This window comes from Gulosibacter sediminis (assembly GCF_030011715.1).
GTDB classification, from domain to species: domain Bacteria; phylum Actinomycetota; class Actinomycetes; order Actinomycetales; family Microbacteriaceae; genus Gulosibacter; species Gulosibacter sediminis.
Window position 1 is genome coordinate 1 of record NZ_JASCYH010000045.1, and the last position, 17,399, is coordinate 17,399.

The 17,399-nt window shown below is 67.2% G+C and carries 13 protein-coding genes; 6 read left to right on the forward strand and 7 right to left on the reverse strand.

Annotated features, from left to right (window positions below; genetic code table 11):
* Window positions 1–45 precede the first annotated feature (45 nt).
* From QM019_RS11325 to QM019_RS11340, 4 genes are all read right to left on the reverse strand, one after another.
* Window positions 46–1,368, reverse strand: coding sequence for an ABC transporter substrate-binding protein (locus QM019_RS11325; protein ID WP_282853077.1), 1,323 nt, complete (start codon window positions 1,366–1,368; stop codon window positions 46–48).
* Window positions 1,369–1,534: 166 nt separating this feature from the next.
* Entirely contained in the window at window positions 1,535–2,389 is an 855-nt protein-coding gene (locus QM019_RS11330; RefSeq protein ID WP_282825048.1) for a carbohydrate ABC transporter permease, read from the reverse strand.
* Complete coding sequence (locus QM019_RS11335; protein WP_125106554.1) at window positions 2,379–3,272, reverse strand: carbohydrate ABC transporter permease; 894 nt, start codon at window positions 3,270–3,272, stop codon at window positions 2,379–2,381. Before QM019_RS11335 ends, QM019_RS11330 begins: the two co-directional genes overlap by 11 nt.
* Window positions 3,272–4,717, reverse strand: a complete 1,446-nt coding sequence (locus QM019_RS11340; protein WP_282853078.1) for a CCA tRNA nucleotidyltransferase — start codon at window positions 4,715–4,717, stop codon at window positions 3,272–3,274. Before QM019_RS11340 ends, QM019_RS11335 begins: the two co-directional genes overlap by 1 nt.
* A 79-nt stretch (window positions 4,718–4,796) precedes the next feature.
* Here QM019_RS11340 and QM019_RS11345 point away from each other — a divergent pair, with 79 nt between their 5' ends.
* The 6 genes from QM019_RS11345 to QM019_RS11370 all read left to right on the forward strand — a co-directional run bounded on the left by QM019_RS11345 (window position 4,797) and on the right by QM019_RS11370 (window position 12,824).
* Window positions 4,797–6,986, forward strand: a complete 2,190-nt coding sequence (locus tag QM019_RS11345; RefSeq protein ID WP_282853079.1) for a DUF6049 family protein — start codon at window positions 4,797–4,799, stop codon at window positions 6,984–6,986.
* A 16-nt stretch (window positions 6,987–7,002) separates the two neighbouring features.
* Window positions 7,003–8,904 (forward strand): murein biosynthesis integral membrane protein MurJ, encoded by a 1,902-nt coding sequence (gene murJ / locus QM019_RS11350; RefSeq protein ID WP_193128483.1) that lies wholly within the window; start codon window positions 7,003–7,005, stop codon window positions 8,902–8,904.
* A gap of 111 nt (window positions 8,905–9,015) precedes the next feature.
* The gene (gene trxB, locus QM019_RS11355) at window positions 9,016–9,993 is read left to right on the forward strand and encodes a thioredoxin-disulfide reductase (protein ID WP_125106551.1); all 978 of its coding nucleotides are present in this window, start codon (window positions 9,016–9,018) and stop codon (window positions 9,991–9,993) included.
* Between the two features lie 27 nt (window positions 9,994–10,020).
* Window positions 10,021–10,338, forward strand: a complete 318-nt coding sequence (gene trxA / locus QM019_RS11360; RefSeq protein ID WP_125106550.1) for a thioredoxin — start codon at window positions 10,021–10,023, stop codon at window positions 10,336–10,338.
* Between the two features lie 104 nt (window positions 10,339–10,442).
* Window positions 10,443–11,762, forward strand: a complete 1,320-nt coding sequence (locus QM019_RS11365) for an aminotransferase-like domain-containing protein (protein WP_282853080.1) — start codon at window positions 10,443–10,445, stop codon at window positions 11,760–11,762.
* Window positions 11,763–11,798: 36 nt separating this feature from the next.
* A complete protein-coding gene (locus QM019_RS11370; protein ID WP_282853081.1) occupies window positions 11,799–12,824 on the forward strand; it encodes a D-alanine--D-alanine ligase family protein in 1,026 nt (341 codons plus the stop codon).
* A gap of 32 nt (window positions 12,825–12,856) precedes the next feature.
* Here QM019_RS11370 and QM019_RS11375 read toward each other — a convergent pair whose 3' ends face one another.
* From QM019_RS11375 to rsmG, 3 genes are all read right to left on the reverse strand, one after another.
* Window positions 12,857–14,224 (reverse strand): ParB/RepB/Spo0J family partition protein, encoded by a 1,368-nt coding sequence (locus QM019_RS11375; protein WP_282853082.1) that lies wholly within the window; start codon window positions 14,222–14,224, stop codon window positions 12,857–12,859.
* Window positions 14,224–15,114 (reverse strand): ParA family protein, encoded by an 891-nt coding sequence (locus tag QM019_RS11380; protein WP_193128479.1) that lies wholly within the window; start codon window positions 15,112–15,114, stop codon window positions 14,224–14,226. The genes QM019_RS11375 and QM019_RS11380 overlap by 1 nt, the downstream gene beginning before the upstream one ends.
* Window positions 15,115–15,256: 142 nt before the next feature.
* Window positions 15,257–15,937, reverse strand: coding sequence for a 16S rRNA (guanine(527)-N(7))-methyltransferase RsmG (gene rsmG / locus QM019_RS11385; RefSeq protein WP_282853083.1), 681 nt, complete (start codon window positions 15,935–15,937; stop codon window positions 15,257–15,259).
* Window positions 15,938–17,399: the final 1,462 nt, after the last annotated feature.

Consider the following 17,399-nt stretch of genomic DNA (forward strand, 5'->3'; position numbering starts at 1 on the left):
GGTGACCAGAAATGGTCACCCGCCCGCCGTTGTTATTGCGTGGAGCTACGACACCGCGTTCGCGGCATCCTCGGCCTGCTGCAGGCCCTCCTCGACCGGCGTCGCGCCAGTGAAGACGTCGTTGAGGATGGGCGTGAAGGCCTCGGCCTGCGCGTTGAAGTTCGCGCCGATCACGGGCTGACCGGGCTCGGTGCCCTCGAGCACGCTGAAGAAGGGCGTCGTGTCGACGTCCTGGCCGGCCCAGTACTCGTCGTAGGCGGCGCGCGCATCGGTCACCGCGGGCACCGCGGCACCCTCGGCCCCGATGTACTCCGCGCCCTCGGCTGAGCCGAGCCACTCGAGCAGTGCCTGCTGCTCTTCGGGGTGTTCCGAGTTCGCGTTGCCCGCGACGATGATGCCCGGGGAGGTCGTGCGCTTCCCGTCGGGACCAGCGGCGATCTCGGTGAGCGACCAGTTAAACTCGGCGCCGCTCTGCACGTTCGCCAGGTTGTAGGTGCCCGACTCGAACACGGCGATGTTGCCCTGGAGGAACTCGTCACGCGTGTAGTCGCCGTTACCGTTCGTCGCTTCGGCGGGCGGGGCCACGTGGTACTCGTTGATGAGGTCAACGAGGTACTGGTAGGCCTCGACGGTCTTCTCGTTCGTGAACGTGAGGTTGCCCTCGTCGTCCTGGTACGTGCCGCCGTTCGAGTAGATGAAGTTGAGCTGGATGTTCTGGAGCTCGGCCGCGGCATTGAGGCCATAGGTGGCCACGTTGTCGGGGTCGAAGTCGGCCGAGGCGGCGTTGTTGCCGTTCTTGTCGATGGTCAGCTTCTGCAGCAGCGGCAGCAGGGTGTCGTCGGCGGCGTTCGGGCTCCAGGTCGCGTCGGAGAGCTCCTGCGCCGTGACACCGGCCTCATCGAGGAGGTCTTCGTTCACGTAGAACGCCGAGCCGCCGTCGGTGAGCTGGGGCACGCCCCAGAGCTGGCCGTCGGTCGAGTACTGCTCGACGACCGACTCTTCCCAGCCCGAGATCGCGTCTGCACCGAGGGTCTCGGTGATGTTCACGAGGTTGCCGTTGTCGATGTAGTCGCCGACGCTCGCGCCGTTGATCCAGAACAGGTCGTCGCCAGCCCCGCTGCCGACCTCGTTGCGCAGGGTGTTGAAGTAGTTGTCCCACGGCACCACGTTGAGTTCAACCTTGATGCCCGGGTTGGCGGCCTCGAACGCTTCGATCGAGCCCTCATAGGAGGTCGCAACGTTTTCGTCCCACAGGCGCAGCGTGAGCGTGACGTCGCCGTCACTCCCCGCGTCGGCCGAGCTGCAGCCAGCCAGCGCCACTCCCGTGAGCACGGCGGCCGCACCGGCCAGAATCCGGCGATAGGTCATGATTCTCGTCTCCCAAAATCGAGCCGCGCCGATCCATTACGGCGCATACTTCTTGCCCATTCTTGCAAAAATCCGCGCGCGACCGCGGGTTGTGTGCGTTCTCACGTAACTGGTGACGAAGCGTGACGCCGCCGCCCGGGCCTGCTGCGCGACGAGCCGCGCGGCGCTAACGGAAGCTGGAGATGCGGATCGACCGCACGATCTGCTTCTGAAAGATGACGAACAGCACGATGAGCGGCAGCATCGCGAGCACCGACGCCGCCATCACGAGCGTGATGTTGTTCGAGTACTGCTCCTGCAGCGACGCCGTCGCGGTCGTGAGCACATGGATGCGGTTCTGGCCGATCATCAGCGGCCACATGAAGTTGTTCCAATGCGACACAACGGTGATGAGCAGCAGCGTCACGATCGTCGAGCGCGACAACGGCACGACGAGACCAAAGAGGATGCTCCAGGTGCCCGCGCCGTCCATCCGCATCGCGTCGATGAGCTCCTGCGGGATCTGCCGGAACTGCTCGCGTAACAGGAACACCGCGTACGGCGAGCCGAACATGAACGGCAGCACGAGGCCGAGGAACTCGCCGCCGAGGCCGGCCTCGCTCATCATGAAGTAGAGGGGAATCACGGTGACGACCTGCGGCACCATGAGTGTTGCGAGGAACACCCAGAACAGCAGGTTGCGGCCGGGGAAGCGCAGGCGCGCGAACGCAAACGCGGCCATCACCGAGAACAGCAGTTGCCCCGCGGTGACGAGCAGCACGACGCCGACGGTCACGAGCGCGGCCTCGCCGAAGTCGACGCGCCGCTCGCCGAGCGCCGTGAAGTTCTCGAGCGTCGGCGGCATCGGCAGACTCACGCCCTGCGAGGCGAGCTGGCGCGGCTCCATGAACGCGGCCATGATCGCGAGCAGGAACGGCGTGAGCGTGAGCAGCGCTGCGCCGATGAGCACGACGTAGGTGCCGACGGCGCCGAGTACGCGCACGCCGCGGTTCGACCCGACCGGCTTCGCCTCAGCGCTCATAGTTCGTCTTTCGCGAGAAGTAGGCGTTCTGAATCAGCGTCACGACCACGAGCAGCGCGAAGAGAATGAGCGCGAGCACCGAGGCCTGCCCCACATTCGAGAGCGGTACGGCCTGCTGGTAGATGCGCGCCGCGATGAGGTCGGTGCTGCCGCCCGGCCCGCCGTTCGGCGAGAGCGTGTAGACGAGGTCGAAGGTCTGGAACGCGGCGATGACGCCCGTGACGAGCACGAAGAACGTCGTCGGGGTGAGCAGCGGAAACTTGATGCGCCAGAAGATGCGCCACTCGCTCGCGCCGTCGATGCGCGCAGCCTCGAGGATCTCGTTCGGGATGTTGCTCAGGCCGGACATGAAGAAGAGTGAGACGTAGCCGATCTGCGTCCACGCCTGCACGAAGGCGACGGTCGGCAGGGCGAAGCGCTCGTCGGTGAGCAGGCCGAGGTTCCCGCCGAGGAGGTCGTCGGCCACGCCGCCATACTGCAGCAACCAGCGCCAGACGATGCCGAGCACGACGGGCGCGCTCACCCACGGCAGCACGAGCAGCGTGCGCAGCACGGCCGAGCCGGGCAGGTTGCGCACCAGCAGCACGGCGAGCAGCAGTCCAGCCGCGAGCTGCACCGGCACGACGAGCACGACGAACAGGGCCGTGACGCCGAAGCTGTGCCACATGACGCCGCTCGACAGCGCCCACTCCCAGTTCTTGAACCCGACGAACTCGATCGGCGAGAGCACGTTCCAGTCGGCGAACGAGAGCACGACGAGCATGATGATCGGCACGATTAAGAACGCGAGCACGCCGAGCAGCGCGGGCGTGAGCAGTCCGTATGCAGTGACGGCCTCGCGCACGGCGAGGCCGCGGCGAACGTGCGTCTTCGCCGTCGTCATTACTCGGCCTCTCGCCCGTTCCACCAGGCGCGTAGGCGCCGCTCGGCTTCCTCGGCACCGAGCGGGCCCTCGTCGAGGCGCAGTTCGAGCAGGAAGTTGCGCGCCTCGCCGACGGTGCGCGACGGCCCGATGTCAAGGATGCGCATGATCTCTTCGCCGTCGAGGTCGGGGCGGATCGCGTCGATCGCCTCCTGCTCGCGCAGCTCGTCGAGGCGCTCCTCAAGGCTGTCGATGCCGAACTGCAGGCGTTCGGACTTGCGCTTGTTGCGCGTCGTGATGTCGGCGCGTATGAGCCGCAGCAGGCGATCGAGCAGCGGGCCCGCGTCGCGCGCGAAGCGGCGCACGGCCGAGTCGGTCCAGCCCGCGTCGCCGTAGTTGTAGAGCCGCATGTGCAGCTCGACGAGGCGGGCCACCTGCTTGGTCGTGTCGTTGTCGAAGCGCAGCGCGCCGAGTCGCTTCTTCGTCAGCTTCGCGCCGACCCAGTCATGGCCGTGGAACGTCACCTTGCCGCCGGGCGCGAACTCGCGCGTCTTCGGCTTGCCGATGTCGTGCAGCAGCGCCGCGAAGCGCAGCACGACGTCGGGCGAGGGCAGCTCGGGGTCGCTCTCGTGCGCCGCCCGCTCGAGGTCGATCGCGTTCTCGAGCACCTTGATCGAGTGGTCGAAGACGTCCTTGTGCTGGTGCGCGTCGTCGCGCTCGAGCTGCAGGGCCGGCAGTTCAGGCAGCACGAGCTCGGCGAGGCCGCTCTCGACGAGCAGCTCGATGCCCGCGCGCGGGGATGCGGTCGACAGCAGCTTCACGAGCTCGTCGCGCACGCGCTCGGCCGAGATGTCGAGAATGCGCCGACGCAGCTCGCCAACCGCCTCGAGCGCGGGGAGGTCGAGGTAGAAGCCGAGCTGCGAGGTGAAACGCACGGCCCGAAGCATCCGTAACGGATCGTCACCGAACGACACCTCGGGCTCGATCGGGGTGCGCAGAACGCCCTCCATGAGGTCGTCGAGGCCTCCCGTCGGGTCGATGAGCTTGAGGGCGGGCAGTGAGAGCGCGAGGGCGTTCACGGTGAAGTCGCGGCGCAGCAGATCGCCCTCAAGCGAGTCGCCGAACGCGACGACGGGCTTGCGCGAGGTGCCGTCGTAGGTGTCGGCGCGATACGTCGTGATCTCGACCTGCTCGCCGTGGATGCGCGCGCCGATCGTGCCGAATTCGCGACCGATGTCCCAGTGCGCCTCGCTGATGGGGCGCACAATTTCGAGGATGCGCTCGGGCCGCGCGTTCGTCGCAAAGTCGAGGTCGTGCACGGCGACCCCGAGGAACGCGTCGCGCACCGGGCCGCCGACGAGGGCAAGCTCGACGCCGGCGTCGGCGAACGCCGCCGAGAGGGTCGCGACCGGGCGCGACTCGGCAAGTTCGGAGAGCCGTTGGAGGGCGGTCTGGACGTGCTGCACCGGTCCAGTTTACGAGGAAGGTGCCCCACAGCGGCACGCCGAATCGATGCCGCCAGGGTCGCGCTCGTACACTTGCGGCATGTTCGATGCGGCTCGAGGCGCCTCGAGCCGGTCGTTTGCGCGATTGTGCTCGGGCACCCTGGCGACCATCGCGCTCGTCACCACACCGCTGGTGGCGACCGCCGAAAGCGCGAGTGCCGCGACCGCGACGACTGACTTCGGCGAGCAGGTCACCGACGAGGTAACCACCTACGTGTCGACGACGCCGCTCACGACGGAACAGGTGGCCGACGACATTGCCGACGACGGCATCCTCACCCTCACGGGCACCGTCGTCGTCTCGAACGGCACGGCCGATGAGCTACCCGCGGGCGAAGTCGACATCGCCTTCGACGACGAAATCATCACGACAACGACCGAGCGCGATGCGTGGCTCGGCGACAGCTACGCCCCCGACGCCCCGGCGTCGGACGTCACGGTCGCCCAGCAGTCGGTCGGCGCGATGGCCGCAGGTGACAGCGTGAGCCTGCAGTTCTCGGCCGACATCGAGGTGTCGAGCGGCGAGACCTTCGCGGCGCAGGTGCACGGCATCGCGGCGCAGTACCGCAGCGACGGCGCCGCCACCGAAGGGCGCAGCGTCGTGCTGCTGCCCGGCGAGCGCGACGACGAGCCCGTCGACCTCACGACGATCGTGCCCGTCACCGCGGCGATCGGCACGACGGCGCTCATCTCGTCGAGCGACCTCGAGATACTCACCGCCGCCGACGGCGACCTCACCCTGCTGCTCGACGCCGTCGAGGGCACCGAGGCGACCCTCGCGATCGACCCGCGCGTGCTCGCATCGATCCGCGCCCTCGGCGTCGACGTGCCCGAGAGCGCCGCCTCGTGGCTCGCGCGGCTCGAGTCGCTCGACAATCCGAGCTTCGCCCTCGAGTTTGCCGACGCCAACACCTCGCTGCAGGCGCAGGCGGGCCTCGACGAGCCGCTGCAGATCGAGAGCTTCGCGTTCGCGACCGACGACCACGAGTTCGACGGCTCGCTCACGCCGCCGGCCGCGACCGCGACCTCGACGCCGACGCCCGGTGCATCCGACTCGCCGACACCGACCCCGACCGCCGAGGACGACCCGACCGCGCCGCCCGATGCCGAGGCGCTGCAGCAGGTCTCGGCGACGCGCGCCGACCTCGTCTGGCCGTACGCCTCGACGGCGGCTAACCCTGCCGCGCTCGCCGACGGCGGGACGGTACTCGTCGAGTCCGACCAGCTCACGCATGGCAGCGGTTGGTCGACCGCCTCGGGTACCCAGCAGCGCATCGGCGATACCGAGGCGCTCGTGATCAGCAGTGCGCTGAGCGACCTGCTCGCCACGGCGGTCGAGGCCGAGACCGACCCGGCGCGCGACGCCGCGATCGCCGAGCTCACCGCATCCCTTTCGCTCGTCGCGGGCACGGACGGCACGCAAGTTACCGTCGAGATGCCCCGCGTCGCGACGAACGGCACCGCCTATGCCGCCGTGGTCGACGCGCTCGACGGCGCCGGCGTCGCGAGGGTGGCCGCCCCGCCCGCCGCGAGCGCCGACGTCGCCTCGCTGCCGGCGGTGAAGACCACGCCGGGCGAGTTCAGCGACGAGACCGTGCAGCGCTTCGAGCAACTGCGGCAGCAGGAGGAGACAGGCCTCACCCTCGTCGACCTCTACGAGGACCCCGAGGATGTGCGCGAAGAGTTGCGCGTCAACCTCGTTAACGCGCTGAGCAACCAGCACTTCGAGGCCGGCGACTTCCCTGAAACCGTCACGAGCTACACCGCCTACGCGACCGGCGCCTACAACGGTGTCACGGTCGAGGCCGGCAGCGAGGTGCAGCTCATCGGCCACGAGTCGTCGGTGCCGGTGTTCGTGTCGAACTCGACCGACCGCACCGTCACGGTCGAGGTGCGCGCCCGCGCCACCACCGGCCACCTGCGTGTCGGCGACGTCACCTCGGTCACGGTCGAGCCGAACTCGGTCTCGCGCGCGCAGATTCCCGTCGAGGCCATCGCGAACGGCACGAGCGGCATCGCCGTGACGCTCTGGGCTGGCGATTCAGTGCAGCTGCCGAGCACCGGCAAGTACGTCGTCAACGTCAACGCCGACATGGAAACGGTCGCGATTTGGCTCGTCGGCATCGTCGTCGTGCTGCTCATCGGCTTCGGCAGTTGGCGCATGCTGCGCCGTCGCCGCCGCGAGGCCTCCGGTAGCGTTGCTGAGCACGACCCGTCCCCGACCTCCTAGGTAGCACCACACCAGCATGGCAACGTCTCTCGGCCGTACCAGCCTGATCCTCGCCTCCGGCACCCTCGTGTCGCGCGTGCTCGGCTTCATCAAGGCGATCGTGCTCGCGGGCACGATCGGTCTGGTCGGCTCGGCCTCGGCCGACGCCTTCGCGAACGCGAACTCGCTGCCATCGAACGTCTACGCGCTCATCTCGGGCGGCCTGCTCAACGCCGTGCTCGTGCCGCAGATCATCCGCGCGACGAAACGCGAAGACGGCGGCCGGGTCTACGTGAACCGCCTGCTCACGCTCGCGATCACGGGCCTCGCCGGGCTCACGCTGATTCTCACGATCGGCGCGCCCGTGCTCGCGTGGATCTACGGCATCACGCTGAGCCCCGAACAGCTCGGCCTCGTCATCGCGTTCGCGTACTGGTGCATCCCGCAGGTCTTTTTCTACGGCCTCTACGCCGTGCTCTCCGAGATCCTCAACGCCCGCAGCATGTTCGCCCCGTTCGCGTGGGCGCCGGCGCTGAACAACGTCATTGCGATCGGCGTGCTTGCACTGTTCAGCGTCGTGTTCGGGGCGGATGCGACCGGCGCGCGCGAGATTTCCGACTGGACCCCCGACATGATCGCGATGCTCGGCGGCGGCACGACCCTCGGCGTCGTCGTGCAGGCCCTCGTGCTCTTCCTGTTCCTGAAGAAGGCGGGCTTTGCCTACCGCCCCGACTTCCACTTCCGCGGCACCGGCCTCGGCCGCGCGGGCAAGCTCGCCGGCTGGTCGTTTGGCGTGCTCATCATCGTGCAGCTCACGGGCTGGATCGAGACCCTCGGCGCGAACGTCGCGTTCGGCACCGCCGCCTCGCTCGCCGCGCTGCAAAACGCGTGGATGATCTTCATGCTGCCCCACTCGATCATCACGGTGTCGCTCACGACGACGATGTTCACGTCGCTGAGTCACAAGGCGGCGGCGAAAGACACCGACTCGGTCGTCGACGACTTCTCGCGCGGCGCCCGCTCGATCGCACTGTTCATGGTGTTCTGCGCCGTCGCGCTCATCATCATCTCGCCCGCATTCGCGCGCATCTTCGACTCGAGCGAGGAGGGGCTCGAGGCGCTCGCCCTCGTGCTGTCGGCAGCGCTGCTCGGCCTGCTCGCCTACTCGCTCCTCTATTACGTGCAGCGCGTGTTCTACGCGTTCGAAGACACGAAGAGCGTGTTCCTGCTCTACGCCTACACCTCACCGCTGCAGCTCGTGCTCATCGGCCTCGTCGCCTGGCTCGTGCCGATCGAGCACATCGTGGTCTCGCTCGTGCTCGTGCAGTCGTTCATCACCTGCATCCGCTTCGTGATTCAGTCGCTCGCCTTGCGCCGGCGCCTCGGCTCGATCGACGGCCGCAATATCGCGACGTCGGTTGGCAAGTTCGTCGGCCTCGCCGTGCCCGCGGCCGTCGTCGGCCTGCTGCTCGTGTGGCTCATGGGCGGCTACACGGTCGGTGGCTTCGCCCGCGACGGACTCATGCCGGCCCTCATCACCTGCGCCGTCGCAGGCTTCGCGATGGCGGCGATCTACTTTGGCCTCGCACTGCTGCTGCGCCTGCCCGAACTCGAAACCTTCGCTGGCCCGCTCATCCGCCGCCTCGACGGCGTGCGCGGCCGCCACTCAAACGAGCTCCACCGCCACGCGCGCCGCGCCGCGGGCGCCGACCGCTTCGCGCAGGAGTTCGGCACCCTCGTCGACGAGGTGCAGACCGACCTCAGCGGCTCGGTCGCCTCGACCTCGCAGGCCGCCCCCGAACTCGAGCTCGTGCAGTCGTCGATGCAGAACTCGACTCGCTCGCTGCCCTCGCGCCGCGAGCTGCGCCAGTACGAGGCGAAGATGCGCCGCGAAGAGTACGAACGCCGCGTCGAACGCGACGACGAACCGCTCATCTAACGTCTCAGCCCGCCTCGTGGCGCCGCGCGGCACAATGGAATACGTTGCGGCCGCCAGGCGTTGTCGGCTACAGGCGCGAAGCCGAAGATTTCTCACCAACCAGGAGCACCTATGAGCACGCGAAACGTTGCCATTATCGGATCCGGCCCCGCCGGGTACACCGCGGCGATCTATGTCGCCCGCGCCGGTCTCAAGCCCATCATGTTCACCTCGGCCGTCGAGGTCGGCGGCGAGCTGATGAACACGACCGACGTCGAGAACTTCCCCGGGTTCCCCGAGGGCATCATGGGCCCCGACCTCATGACGAAGCTGCAGCAGCAGGCCGAACGCTTCGGCACCGAGCTCGTCTACGACGACGTCACCGAGGTCGACCTCGACGGCGACATCAAGCACATCAAGACCGCCTACTCAGGCGACTTCGAGGCACTCACGGTCATCTTCTCGACCGGCTCGGCGTACCGCCGCCTGGGCCTCGAGAGCGAAGACCGCCTCGCCGGCCGCGGCATCTCGTGGTGCGCCACCTGCGACGGTGCGTTCTTCAAGGAGCAGCACATTGCCGTCATCGGCGGCGGCGACTCGGCGATGGAAGAGGCGACGTTCCTCACCCGCTTCGCCGACCGCGTCACGATCATCCACCGCTCCGACAACTTCCGTGCGTCGAACATCATGCTCGAGCGCGCGCGCCAGAACGAGAAGATCGATTGGCTGCCGTTCAAGACCGTCGAGGAGTTCGTCGGCGAGCAGACCGTGTCGGGCCTCAAGCTGCGCGACACGCAAACCGGCGAAGAGTCGCTGTTCGACGTCACGGGCGTGTTCGTCGCGATCGGTAACGACCCGCGCACCGACCTCGTCAAGGGCAAACTCGAGCTCACCGACAAGGGCGTGATCGCCGTGGATGGCCGCAGCTCGCGCACCTCGGTGCCCGGCGTCTTCGCGGCGGGTGACGTCATCGACGATCACTACCGCCAGGCGATCACCGCCGCTGGCTCCGGGTGCACGGCGGCGCTCGACGCCGAGGCATACATCGCCGGCCTGCCCGCCGAGCTGCTTGCCCGAGTTGAGGCCGAGCCCGCCGAAGCCACCAACTAGAACCCCCCACAATTCGAAGGAGCTGTCATGGCTACTGATGTCACTACCGCCACGTTCGACGCCGAGGTGCTCGAGTCCGAGCAGACCGTCATCGTCGACTTCTGGGCCGCCTGGTGCGGCCCGTGCCGCCAGGTCGCGCCGGTGCTCGACCAGCTCGTCGAAGCGCACCCGAACGTCAAGCTCGTCAAGGTCGACATCGACGCCGAGATGGACCTCGCCATGAAATACCAGGTCACCTCGATCCCTGCGATCAAGGTGTTCCAGGGCGGAGAGATCAAGGCCGAGACGCTCGGCGCGCAGCCGCGCGGCGCCCTCGAGAAGAAGTTTGAGGGCCTGCTCGACTAACTCGAGGCCCGATGGTTTCCTTTGCCCCCACGCGGCCCAGCTGCGTGGGGGCAAAGTTCGCTCGGGCGTAGGATGGCATTTCGACCTATTGCAGAAGGATCGACGTGTCAGAACAGCAGCCCACAGCCTCGAGCGGCCGAAATCTCGACCCCTGGTACTCGAACTATGCCCGCCGCACGGCCGGGCTCACCGTGAGCGAAGTGCGCGCCCTGTTCGCCGTGGCGTCGCGCCCCGAGGTGGTTTCGCTCGCCGGTGGCTCGCCGTACGTGGCAGGCCTGCCTGAAGACCTGATCCGCTCGGCCTTCGACCGGATGCTGCGGGAGCACGGCGCCGAGGCGCTGCAGTACGGCGGCGGCCAGGGTATCCCCCAGCTGCGCGAGCGCATCCTCGACCTCATGGCGATCGAGGGCATCACCGACGCGAGCGCCGACGACGTCGTCACCACCACCGGCTCGCAGCACGCGATCGACCTCATCACGAAGCTGTTCATTGATCCGGGCGACGTGATTCTCGTCGAGTCGCCGACCTACGTCGGCGCGCTCGGCACGTTCAAGTCGTACGAGGCCGATGTGCGTCACGTCGAGATGGATGCGGATGGGCTCGACCCCGCCGCGCTCACCGAGGCGATCCATAAGGCCCGCGCCGAGGGCAAGCAGGTCAAGTTCCTCTACACGGTGCCGAACTACAACAACCCGACCGGCGTAACCATGCCGATGTCGCGACGCCGCGAGATTCTCGACCTGTGCATCCGAGAGGATGTACTCATTCTCGAGGACAACCCGTACGGCCTGCTCTACTTCGAGGAGCCCGCACCGAACGCGCTGCGCTCGCTCGACGCCGAGCACGTGCTCTACATGGGCTCGTTCTCAAAGATCCTCTCGCCCGGCGTGCGCGTCGGCTTCGTGCTCGCGCCGCACGGCGTGCGCGAGAAGCTCATCCTCGCCGTCGAGTCATCGATCCTCTCGCCCTCGACGTTCAACCAGTGGCTGGTCGCCGAGTACCTCGACACCGCCGACTGGCGCGGGCAGATCGACACGTACCGGGGAATCTACCGCGAGCGGCGCGACGCGATGCTGCAGGCGCTCGAGGAGTACCTGCCGCAGCTGAGCTGGACGGTGCCCTCGGGCGGCTTCTTCACCTGGGTGCAGCTGCCCCCGGGGCTCGACTCGAAGCAGATGCTGCCGCGCGCGACGACCGAGCTCGTCGCCTACACGCCCGGCACCGGCTTCTACGCTGACGGCCGCGGCCATGACAAGATGCGCCTCTCGTTCTGCCTGCCCGAGCCCGACCGCATTCGCCTCGGCGTGCGGCGCCTCGCGAACGTCATCAACAACGAGCTCGAGTTGCTCGAGACCTTCGGCGACGTCACCGGCGCGGGCGAGATCGACCAGCGATTCTCGTCGGCCCCGCCTGACCTGCAGTAGCACCCCCTGACCTCCGAACCGGCAAGGAGCATCCGGATGACCATCAAGGGACAACACGTTGTGATCCTCTCGGGCGGCATTTCGCACGAGCGCGACGTTTCGCTGCGCTCGGGGCGGCGGGTGGCGGATGCGCTGACTCGCGCCGGTGCGCGGGTCACGGTGCGCGAGCCCGACCAGCAGCTGCTGCCGTGGCTGCTCGAGCACCGCGACGACGTGGACGTCGTGTGGCCGCTGCTGCACGGCACCTCGGGCGAGAACGGCGCGCTGTACTCGCTGCTGCGCGCGACTGGGCTGCCGTACGTCGGCTCGCGCCCGACCGCGGCGAAGCTCGCGTGGAACAAGGCGACCGCGAAGGCGCTCGCGAAGCGGGCCGGGCTCTCGACGCCGCAGTCGATCGTGCTGCCGAACGAGACGTTCCGCGAGCTCGGGGCGACGAGCGTCATTCAGGCGATCGCGCGCGGCGTCGACTTCCCGGCCGTCGTGAAGCCGACCGAGGGCGGATCGGCGCAGGGCGTCTCGTTTGTCGAGAACATCTCGGAGTTCGGTCGCGCGCTCGTGACCGCCTTCACCTATGGCGACTCGGTGCTCATTGAGAAGCGCGTGCGCGGCACCGAGGTGACCGTGGGTGTGCTCGACTACGGCGACGGCCCCTTCACTGTGCCCGCCGTGGAGGTGGTGCCCGCCAGCGGTGTGTACGACTACGCGGCCCGCTACAACGCCGGTGAGACGACGTATTTTGCTCCGGCCCGACTCACCGACGAGGTCGCCCAGCGGGTGGCCGAGCAGGCGCTCCTGGCCTACGAGACGATCGGGCTCGCCGACCTCGCGCGCGTCGACTTCATCGTCGACGAGCAGGGCACGCCCTGGTTCCTTGAGGCCGACCCGATTCCTGGCATGACCGAGACCTCGCTCGTGCCCCTCGCGCTCGAGGCGGCCGAGCTGGCCGCCCCCGAGGTCTACGCGAAGCTCGCCGAGCATGCGGCCCGGCGCGGGGCTCGGACGTCGAACGAGGCTGTTGTGGCTGAGGCCGACGTCGACGAAACCGGGGGCGCCGAGGCGTAGGTCTCGTCGGCTCGGTCTCGCCTACTGGGTTGCTAGCTCTCGTCGGCCCCGTCGAGGTCTTCGAGGATGCGGTTGAGGTCGGCCATCGACGCAAAGTCGATGGTGATCGTGCCCTTGGTTTTGCGCAGCACAACCTTGACCCGGGTGTTGAAGCGGTCGCCGAGGCGCTCGCTCACCTCGTCGAGGTGGGCGCTGAGCGAGTCGCTGCCCGGCGCATCCTGCTTGGTGCTGGCCCGGTTGCCGCGCCCGGCGCGCGTCGCGAGTGTCGCCGCGGCGGTCTCGGACTCGCGCACCGAGAGCTGCTCGTTGACGATGCGGTCGGCGAGCTGCGTCATGGCGGCAGGCTCCCCCACCGACAGCACTGCGCGGGCGTGGCCGGCGCTCAGCACTCCGGCGGCGACGCGGCGCTGCACGTCGACCGGCAGGTTGAGCAGGCGCAGCGTGTTTGAGATGCGCGGGCGTGAGCGGCCGATGCGCTCGGCGAGCTCGTCCTGCGTGCAACCGAAATCATCGAGCAGTTGGCGGTAGGCCGACGCCTCTTCGAGCGGGTTGAGCTCAGCGCGGTGAAGGTTCTCGAGCAGCGCGTCGCGCAGCATGTCCTCGTCGTCGGTGTCGCGGACGATCGCCGGCACCTCGGTGCGGCCTGAGGCCTTGGTGGCGCGCAGACGGCGCTCACCCATGATGAGCTCGTAGTCGCCGTCGGCCGCCCGCGGGTCGCCCTCGGGCAGCGGACGCACGACGATGGGCTGGAGCACGCCAAACTCGCGCACCGAGATGATCAGCTCGTCGAGCGCATCCTGGTCGAATTCGTGGCGCGGCTGGCGCAGGTTCGGCACGATGCGCGCCGGGTCGAGCGTGCGCAGGGTCGCGCCAGGCACCGGAATGAGCTCGGACTCGCTCGAGTCGTTGTCGTCGTCCGAGTCGGCGGTGGATGCCCTGCCCGCGGTCTCGTCGGCCGTGTCGACATCGGCCGTGGCAGTGTCGGCGGCGTCGGGGATCTGGCTCGCCGCGCGTTGCTCATCGACCGCCGTGTCCTCGGCTGCAACCTCGGGCTCTACATCGATGTTCTTCGATGCGTTCTTCACTGCATCGGTCGTCTTCGATGTGCTCTTCGCTGCAGCGGTCGACTTCGATGTAGTTGAAGTGGTCTTGGCCTTGTTCGGGGCCTTCGAGGCGGTTTTCGCGGGAGTTCTTGCCGGCGCCTTGGCGGGTACCTTCGCGGGCGCCTCGGCGGTGGCCTCGGGTTCCGCCTCGAGCGTGGCCGTTGCCGTGGCCCGACGGCGTCCCGAGGGTGCCGAGCCGTCGAAGAAGACGTCGATGTCTCGATCTTCGGTACCCGAGCCGCTCGGGATGAGTGCGCTCAGACCGCGGCCAAGACCGGTGCGCTTCTTGGATGCCATTAGCGGTGTGCTCCTTGGTTCGCGAGCTCGTTGGCTGCTTCGCGGTACGCGACCGCGCCGGTGCCTTCGGGGTCGTAGGTGATGATGGTTTGGCTGTAGCTGGGGGCCTCTGAGATGCGCACCGAGCGTGGGATGACCGTCGAGAGAGTCTGCTCGGGGAAGTGCTGTCGCACCTCGTCAGCAACCTCGCGGGAAAGGTTCGTGCGGCGGTCAAACATGGTCATGAGGATCGCGCTGACCTGCAGGTTCGGGTTGAGGTACTCACGCAGGCGGTTGATCGAGTTGAGCAACTGGCTGAGGCCCTCGAGGGCGTAGTACTCACCCTGGATCGGAATGAGAACTTCCTTCGCCGCCGCGAACGCGTTCATGGTGAGCAGGCCGAGCGAGGGCGGGCAGTCGATGAACACATAGTCGAGGGGGTCGGATGCGGCTTCACGCTCGCCGAGGTACGTCGTGAGGGCCTCACGGAGCCGCGTTTCGCGCTGGTCTACGTCGACGAGTTCGATCTCGGCTCCCGCGAGATTCAACGTCGCGGGGCAGCACTCCAGTCCTGCGATATCGGGCGATGCCTGCACCACCTCAGCGAGCGGAACGGAGTCAATGAGCACTTCGTACGTGCCCGCTACGTCACCCTGGCGATCTACATTGAGCGCCGTCGATGCGTTGCCCTGTGGGTCAATGTCGATCACCAGTACCTTGAGCCCGGCCTGCGCGAGGGCGGCGGCGATGTTCACGGTGGTCGTCGTCTTGCCAACGCCGCCCTTCTGGTTCGAGACCGTGAAGATGCGGGTTGTTGCCGGTCGAGGGGTCTTGACCGTCTTGAGTGCTCGCTTCTTCGCGGTGAGCACAGCAATCTGCCGCGCAATCGGTGACTCGAACGCGTCGCTCATAGAGGTGTGGTCCCTTCGCCTTGAATTGACCGGACTTCGCGGTCTCTCGCACGCTCTATTGTCGCCCACCGAAGCTGCATCGGCGGGGAGCGCTCTCGGAGTTGTGAAGAACTCGTGCCTGTGGAGAACTAGAACTACTCGGTTACGCGATCGTGGCGCGCACAACGCGCGTTGGCTCAGTGTCGAGTTCGGTACCGACCTCTTCCACGCGAATGTCCTCGAGCTGGAAACGGCGGATCTGCTTCGCCGCCTTCTGGATCTCCGCTTCGGCCGAGCGGCCCTTGAGCAGTACGAGCTCGCCCTCGTAGCGGACGAGGGGTGCGGTGATGGGGATGAGCTTGCTCAGCGCCGCGACGGCCCGCGCGGTGACCTGGTCGAAGGAGTGCGTGTCGGCGACCTCCTCAGCGCGAGCGCGCAACGGAGTGACGTTGTCGAGGCCCAGAGCCTCGACCTGCTCAAGCAGCCACGTGTGCCGACGCTCCATCGGCTCGATCAGGGTGAACTTCACGTCGGGACGTGCAATCGCCAACGGGATGCCCGGAAGGCCGGCTCCCGACCCGACGTCGCCGACGCTGCCAGCGAGGAGTGGGGCGATGAGGGCGGAGTTCACGATGTGGCGGGTCCACAGGCGCGGGTACTCGAGGGGGCCGAGGAGTCCGAGCGTCTCGCCGTCATCGGCGAGCGCGTTGGCGTAGGCCTGGGCGAGGTGCACCCGGTCGCCGAAGATCTCCGCCGCGACGTCAGGGCGGGGTTCAACCTCGACCGTTTCGTCACCAAGCCGTACCTGGGTCACGGGCTCGGGAATTGCCGCCGCGTCGCTCATGGGGAGTCCTTTCGTAGAACCCCAATTGTTTCACGTGAAACGTAGAGCGGCGACGCCGTCGCGGGGAGGGCGGTAATCACCGCTTGGCCTGGTGTTTTCATTCGCTCATCAGCGCTTTTCCCTGGTCACCGCGCAGAATCGGGTTCCGGTCTGGCATTGGTCTCGGTATGAATAGCCAGTATCGATGTCGCTTAACGTGAAACGACTCGTCTTGATGCGTTACTGGATCGGCATCGGAACCATGCGTCCTCGGCGAGTTTCCCATTCACCCCTGCTCCTGAGCTTGTTCCTGGTCTGCTCCTGGTTTTGCTCAGGTTCCCCGTTGTGGCTACGACCACGCCTTCACGGACGCCCCCAACTGCAAGCTGCGCACCAGCGAACGCTGCCCTCTTGTTTCACGTGAAACATGACAGCGATGCTTCCATCATCAAGCCCAGTGACAACCACTCACGGCGGCGCCAACACTCCTCGGTACAGGCACGCTCAACCGCGTCACTAGACGACGAAAGCGGGGGCACACATCCTTGCCAGCAGGTTTCACCAGGATGAGTAGCCGGAGAGAGAGAGAGAGAGAGAGAGAGAGACGTGGTCTGCGGGCGGAAGTCTGTGCGACCGTGGCTGCAGTGCGAACGGCCCATTCCGCATCGGGGAGTTCGGTTGCTAGGAACGCGCGTGTCCGGTTTCACGTGACACTTGCGAGTCCCCGCCCGGCTCGCGGCTAGCAATTCATTGGCCGCCCTCGCCTCGGCGCGAGCGCGAACCGCATGGCCTCGTCCACCTCAACGATCTCCGTCGCAGCACGCACGAGTGCATGGGTGGCGAGAGGCGAGGAAGGGCTTCTCAAAGGAGCGTGCCACTCGTCAGTCAGTGGTCGCCGATCCGAAGTATCTAGGGCCGTGCGTCATCACTGCGAACGCGGTCCGGATTGCACCGGCGGTGGAAATCACGTTTCACGTGAAACACGAGCTTGCGGCTTCCGACCCTGAACCCCCGACTTCTCATGGGAGCCATGCCAAGCAAGTGGCCAACACCGGCACCGCCCAACCTTGAGGCGGATCGGTCGCGTCCGCAGAAACTCTCCTCCAGCACGCAGCGGTAGTGCAGAGCTTCTCGTCCCGTTCGAGAGCTGACATCCCCTCAGCAAGCTATTCCGCAGTCCAAGGTCGTCCGATCGGTCGACGATCCTGTCGAGACCGTCTAGCGCGCTCTCGTTGCCAGACCCAGGGAACACCCATCACCGGTTTCACGTGAAACAAGAGGCTCCGCAGAGGGCAACTTCAGACGTGTGGTTTCTTCGCCTATCGCAACTCCGGTCCGAACCCGCCGCCAAAAGGTGAGTAGTGCCCCCTAGAGTGGTGTAGCCCACGGTGGCCAGCTCGTCGTTCACGACGTAAAGCGCGGCCACCGTGTGATCCTTCGAGGAAACTCTCACATCCCACTCGAAAGGCATCATCACGATGAC

What these genes read in the sequence shown, in the direction of transcription:
- QM019_RS11325 (WP_282853077.1), bottom strand. Translation starts at nt 1,368, where the DNA reads ATGACCTATCGCCGGATTCTGGCCGGTGCGGCCGCCGTGCTCACGGGA.
- QM019_RS11330 (WP_282825048.1), bottom strand. Translation starts at nt 2,389, where the DNA reads ATGAGCGCTGAGGCGAAGCCGGTCGGGTCGAACCGCGGCGTGCGCGTA.
- QM019_RS11335 (WP_125106554.1), bottom strand. Translation starts at nt 3,272, where the DNA reads ATGACGACGGCGAAGACGCACGTTCGCCGCGGCCTCGCCGTGCGCGAG.
- QM019_RS11345 (WP_282853079.1), top strand. Translation starts at nt 4,797, where the DNA reads ATGTTCGATGCGGCTCGAGGCGCCTCGAGCCGGTCGTTTGCGCGATTG.
- murJ (WP_193128483.1), top strand. Translation starts at nt 7,003, where the DNA reads ATGGCAACGTCTCTCGGCCGTACCAGCCTGATCCTCGCCTCCGGCACC.
- trxB (WP_125106551.1), top strand. Translation starts at nt 9,016, where the DNA reads ATGAGCACGCGAAACGTTGCCATTATCGGATCCGGCCCCGCCGGGTAC.
- trxA (WP_125106550.1), top strand. Translation starts at nt 10,021, where the DNA reads ATGGCTACTGATGTCACTACCGCCACGTTCGACGCCGAGGTGCTCGAG.
- QM019_RS11370 (WP_282853081.1), top strand. Translation starts at nt 11,799, where the DNA reads ATGACCATCAAGGGACAACACGTTGTGATCCTCTCGGGCGGCATTTCG.
- QM019_RS11375 (WP_282853082.1), bottom strand. Translation starts at nt 14,224, where the DNA reads ATGGCATCCAAGAAGCGCACCGGTCTTGGCCGCGGTCTGAGCGCACTC.
- QM019_RS11380 (WP_193128479.1), bottom strand. Translation starts at nt 15,114, where the DNA reads ATGAGCGACGCGTTCGAGTCACCGATTGCGCGGCAGATTGCTGTGCTC.
- rsmG (WP_282853083.1), bottom strand. Translation starts at nt 15,937, where the DNA reads ATGAGCGACGCGGCGGCAATTCCCGAGCCCGTGACCCAGGTACGGCTT.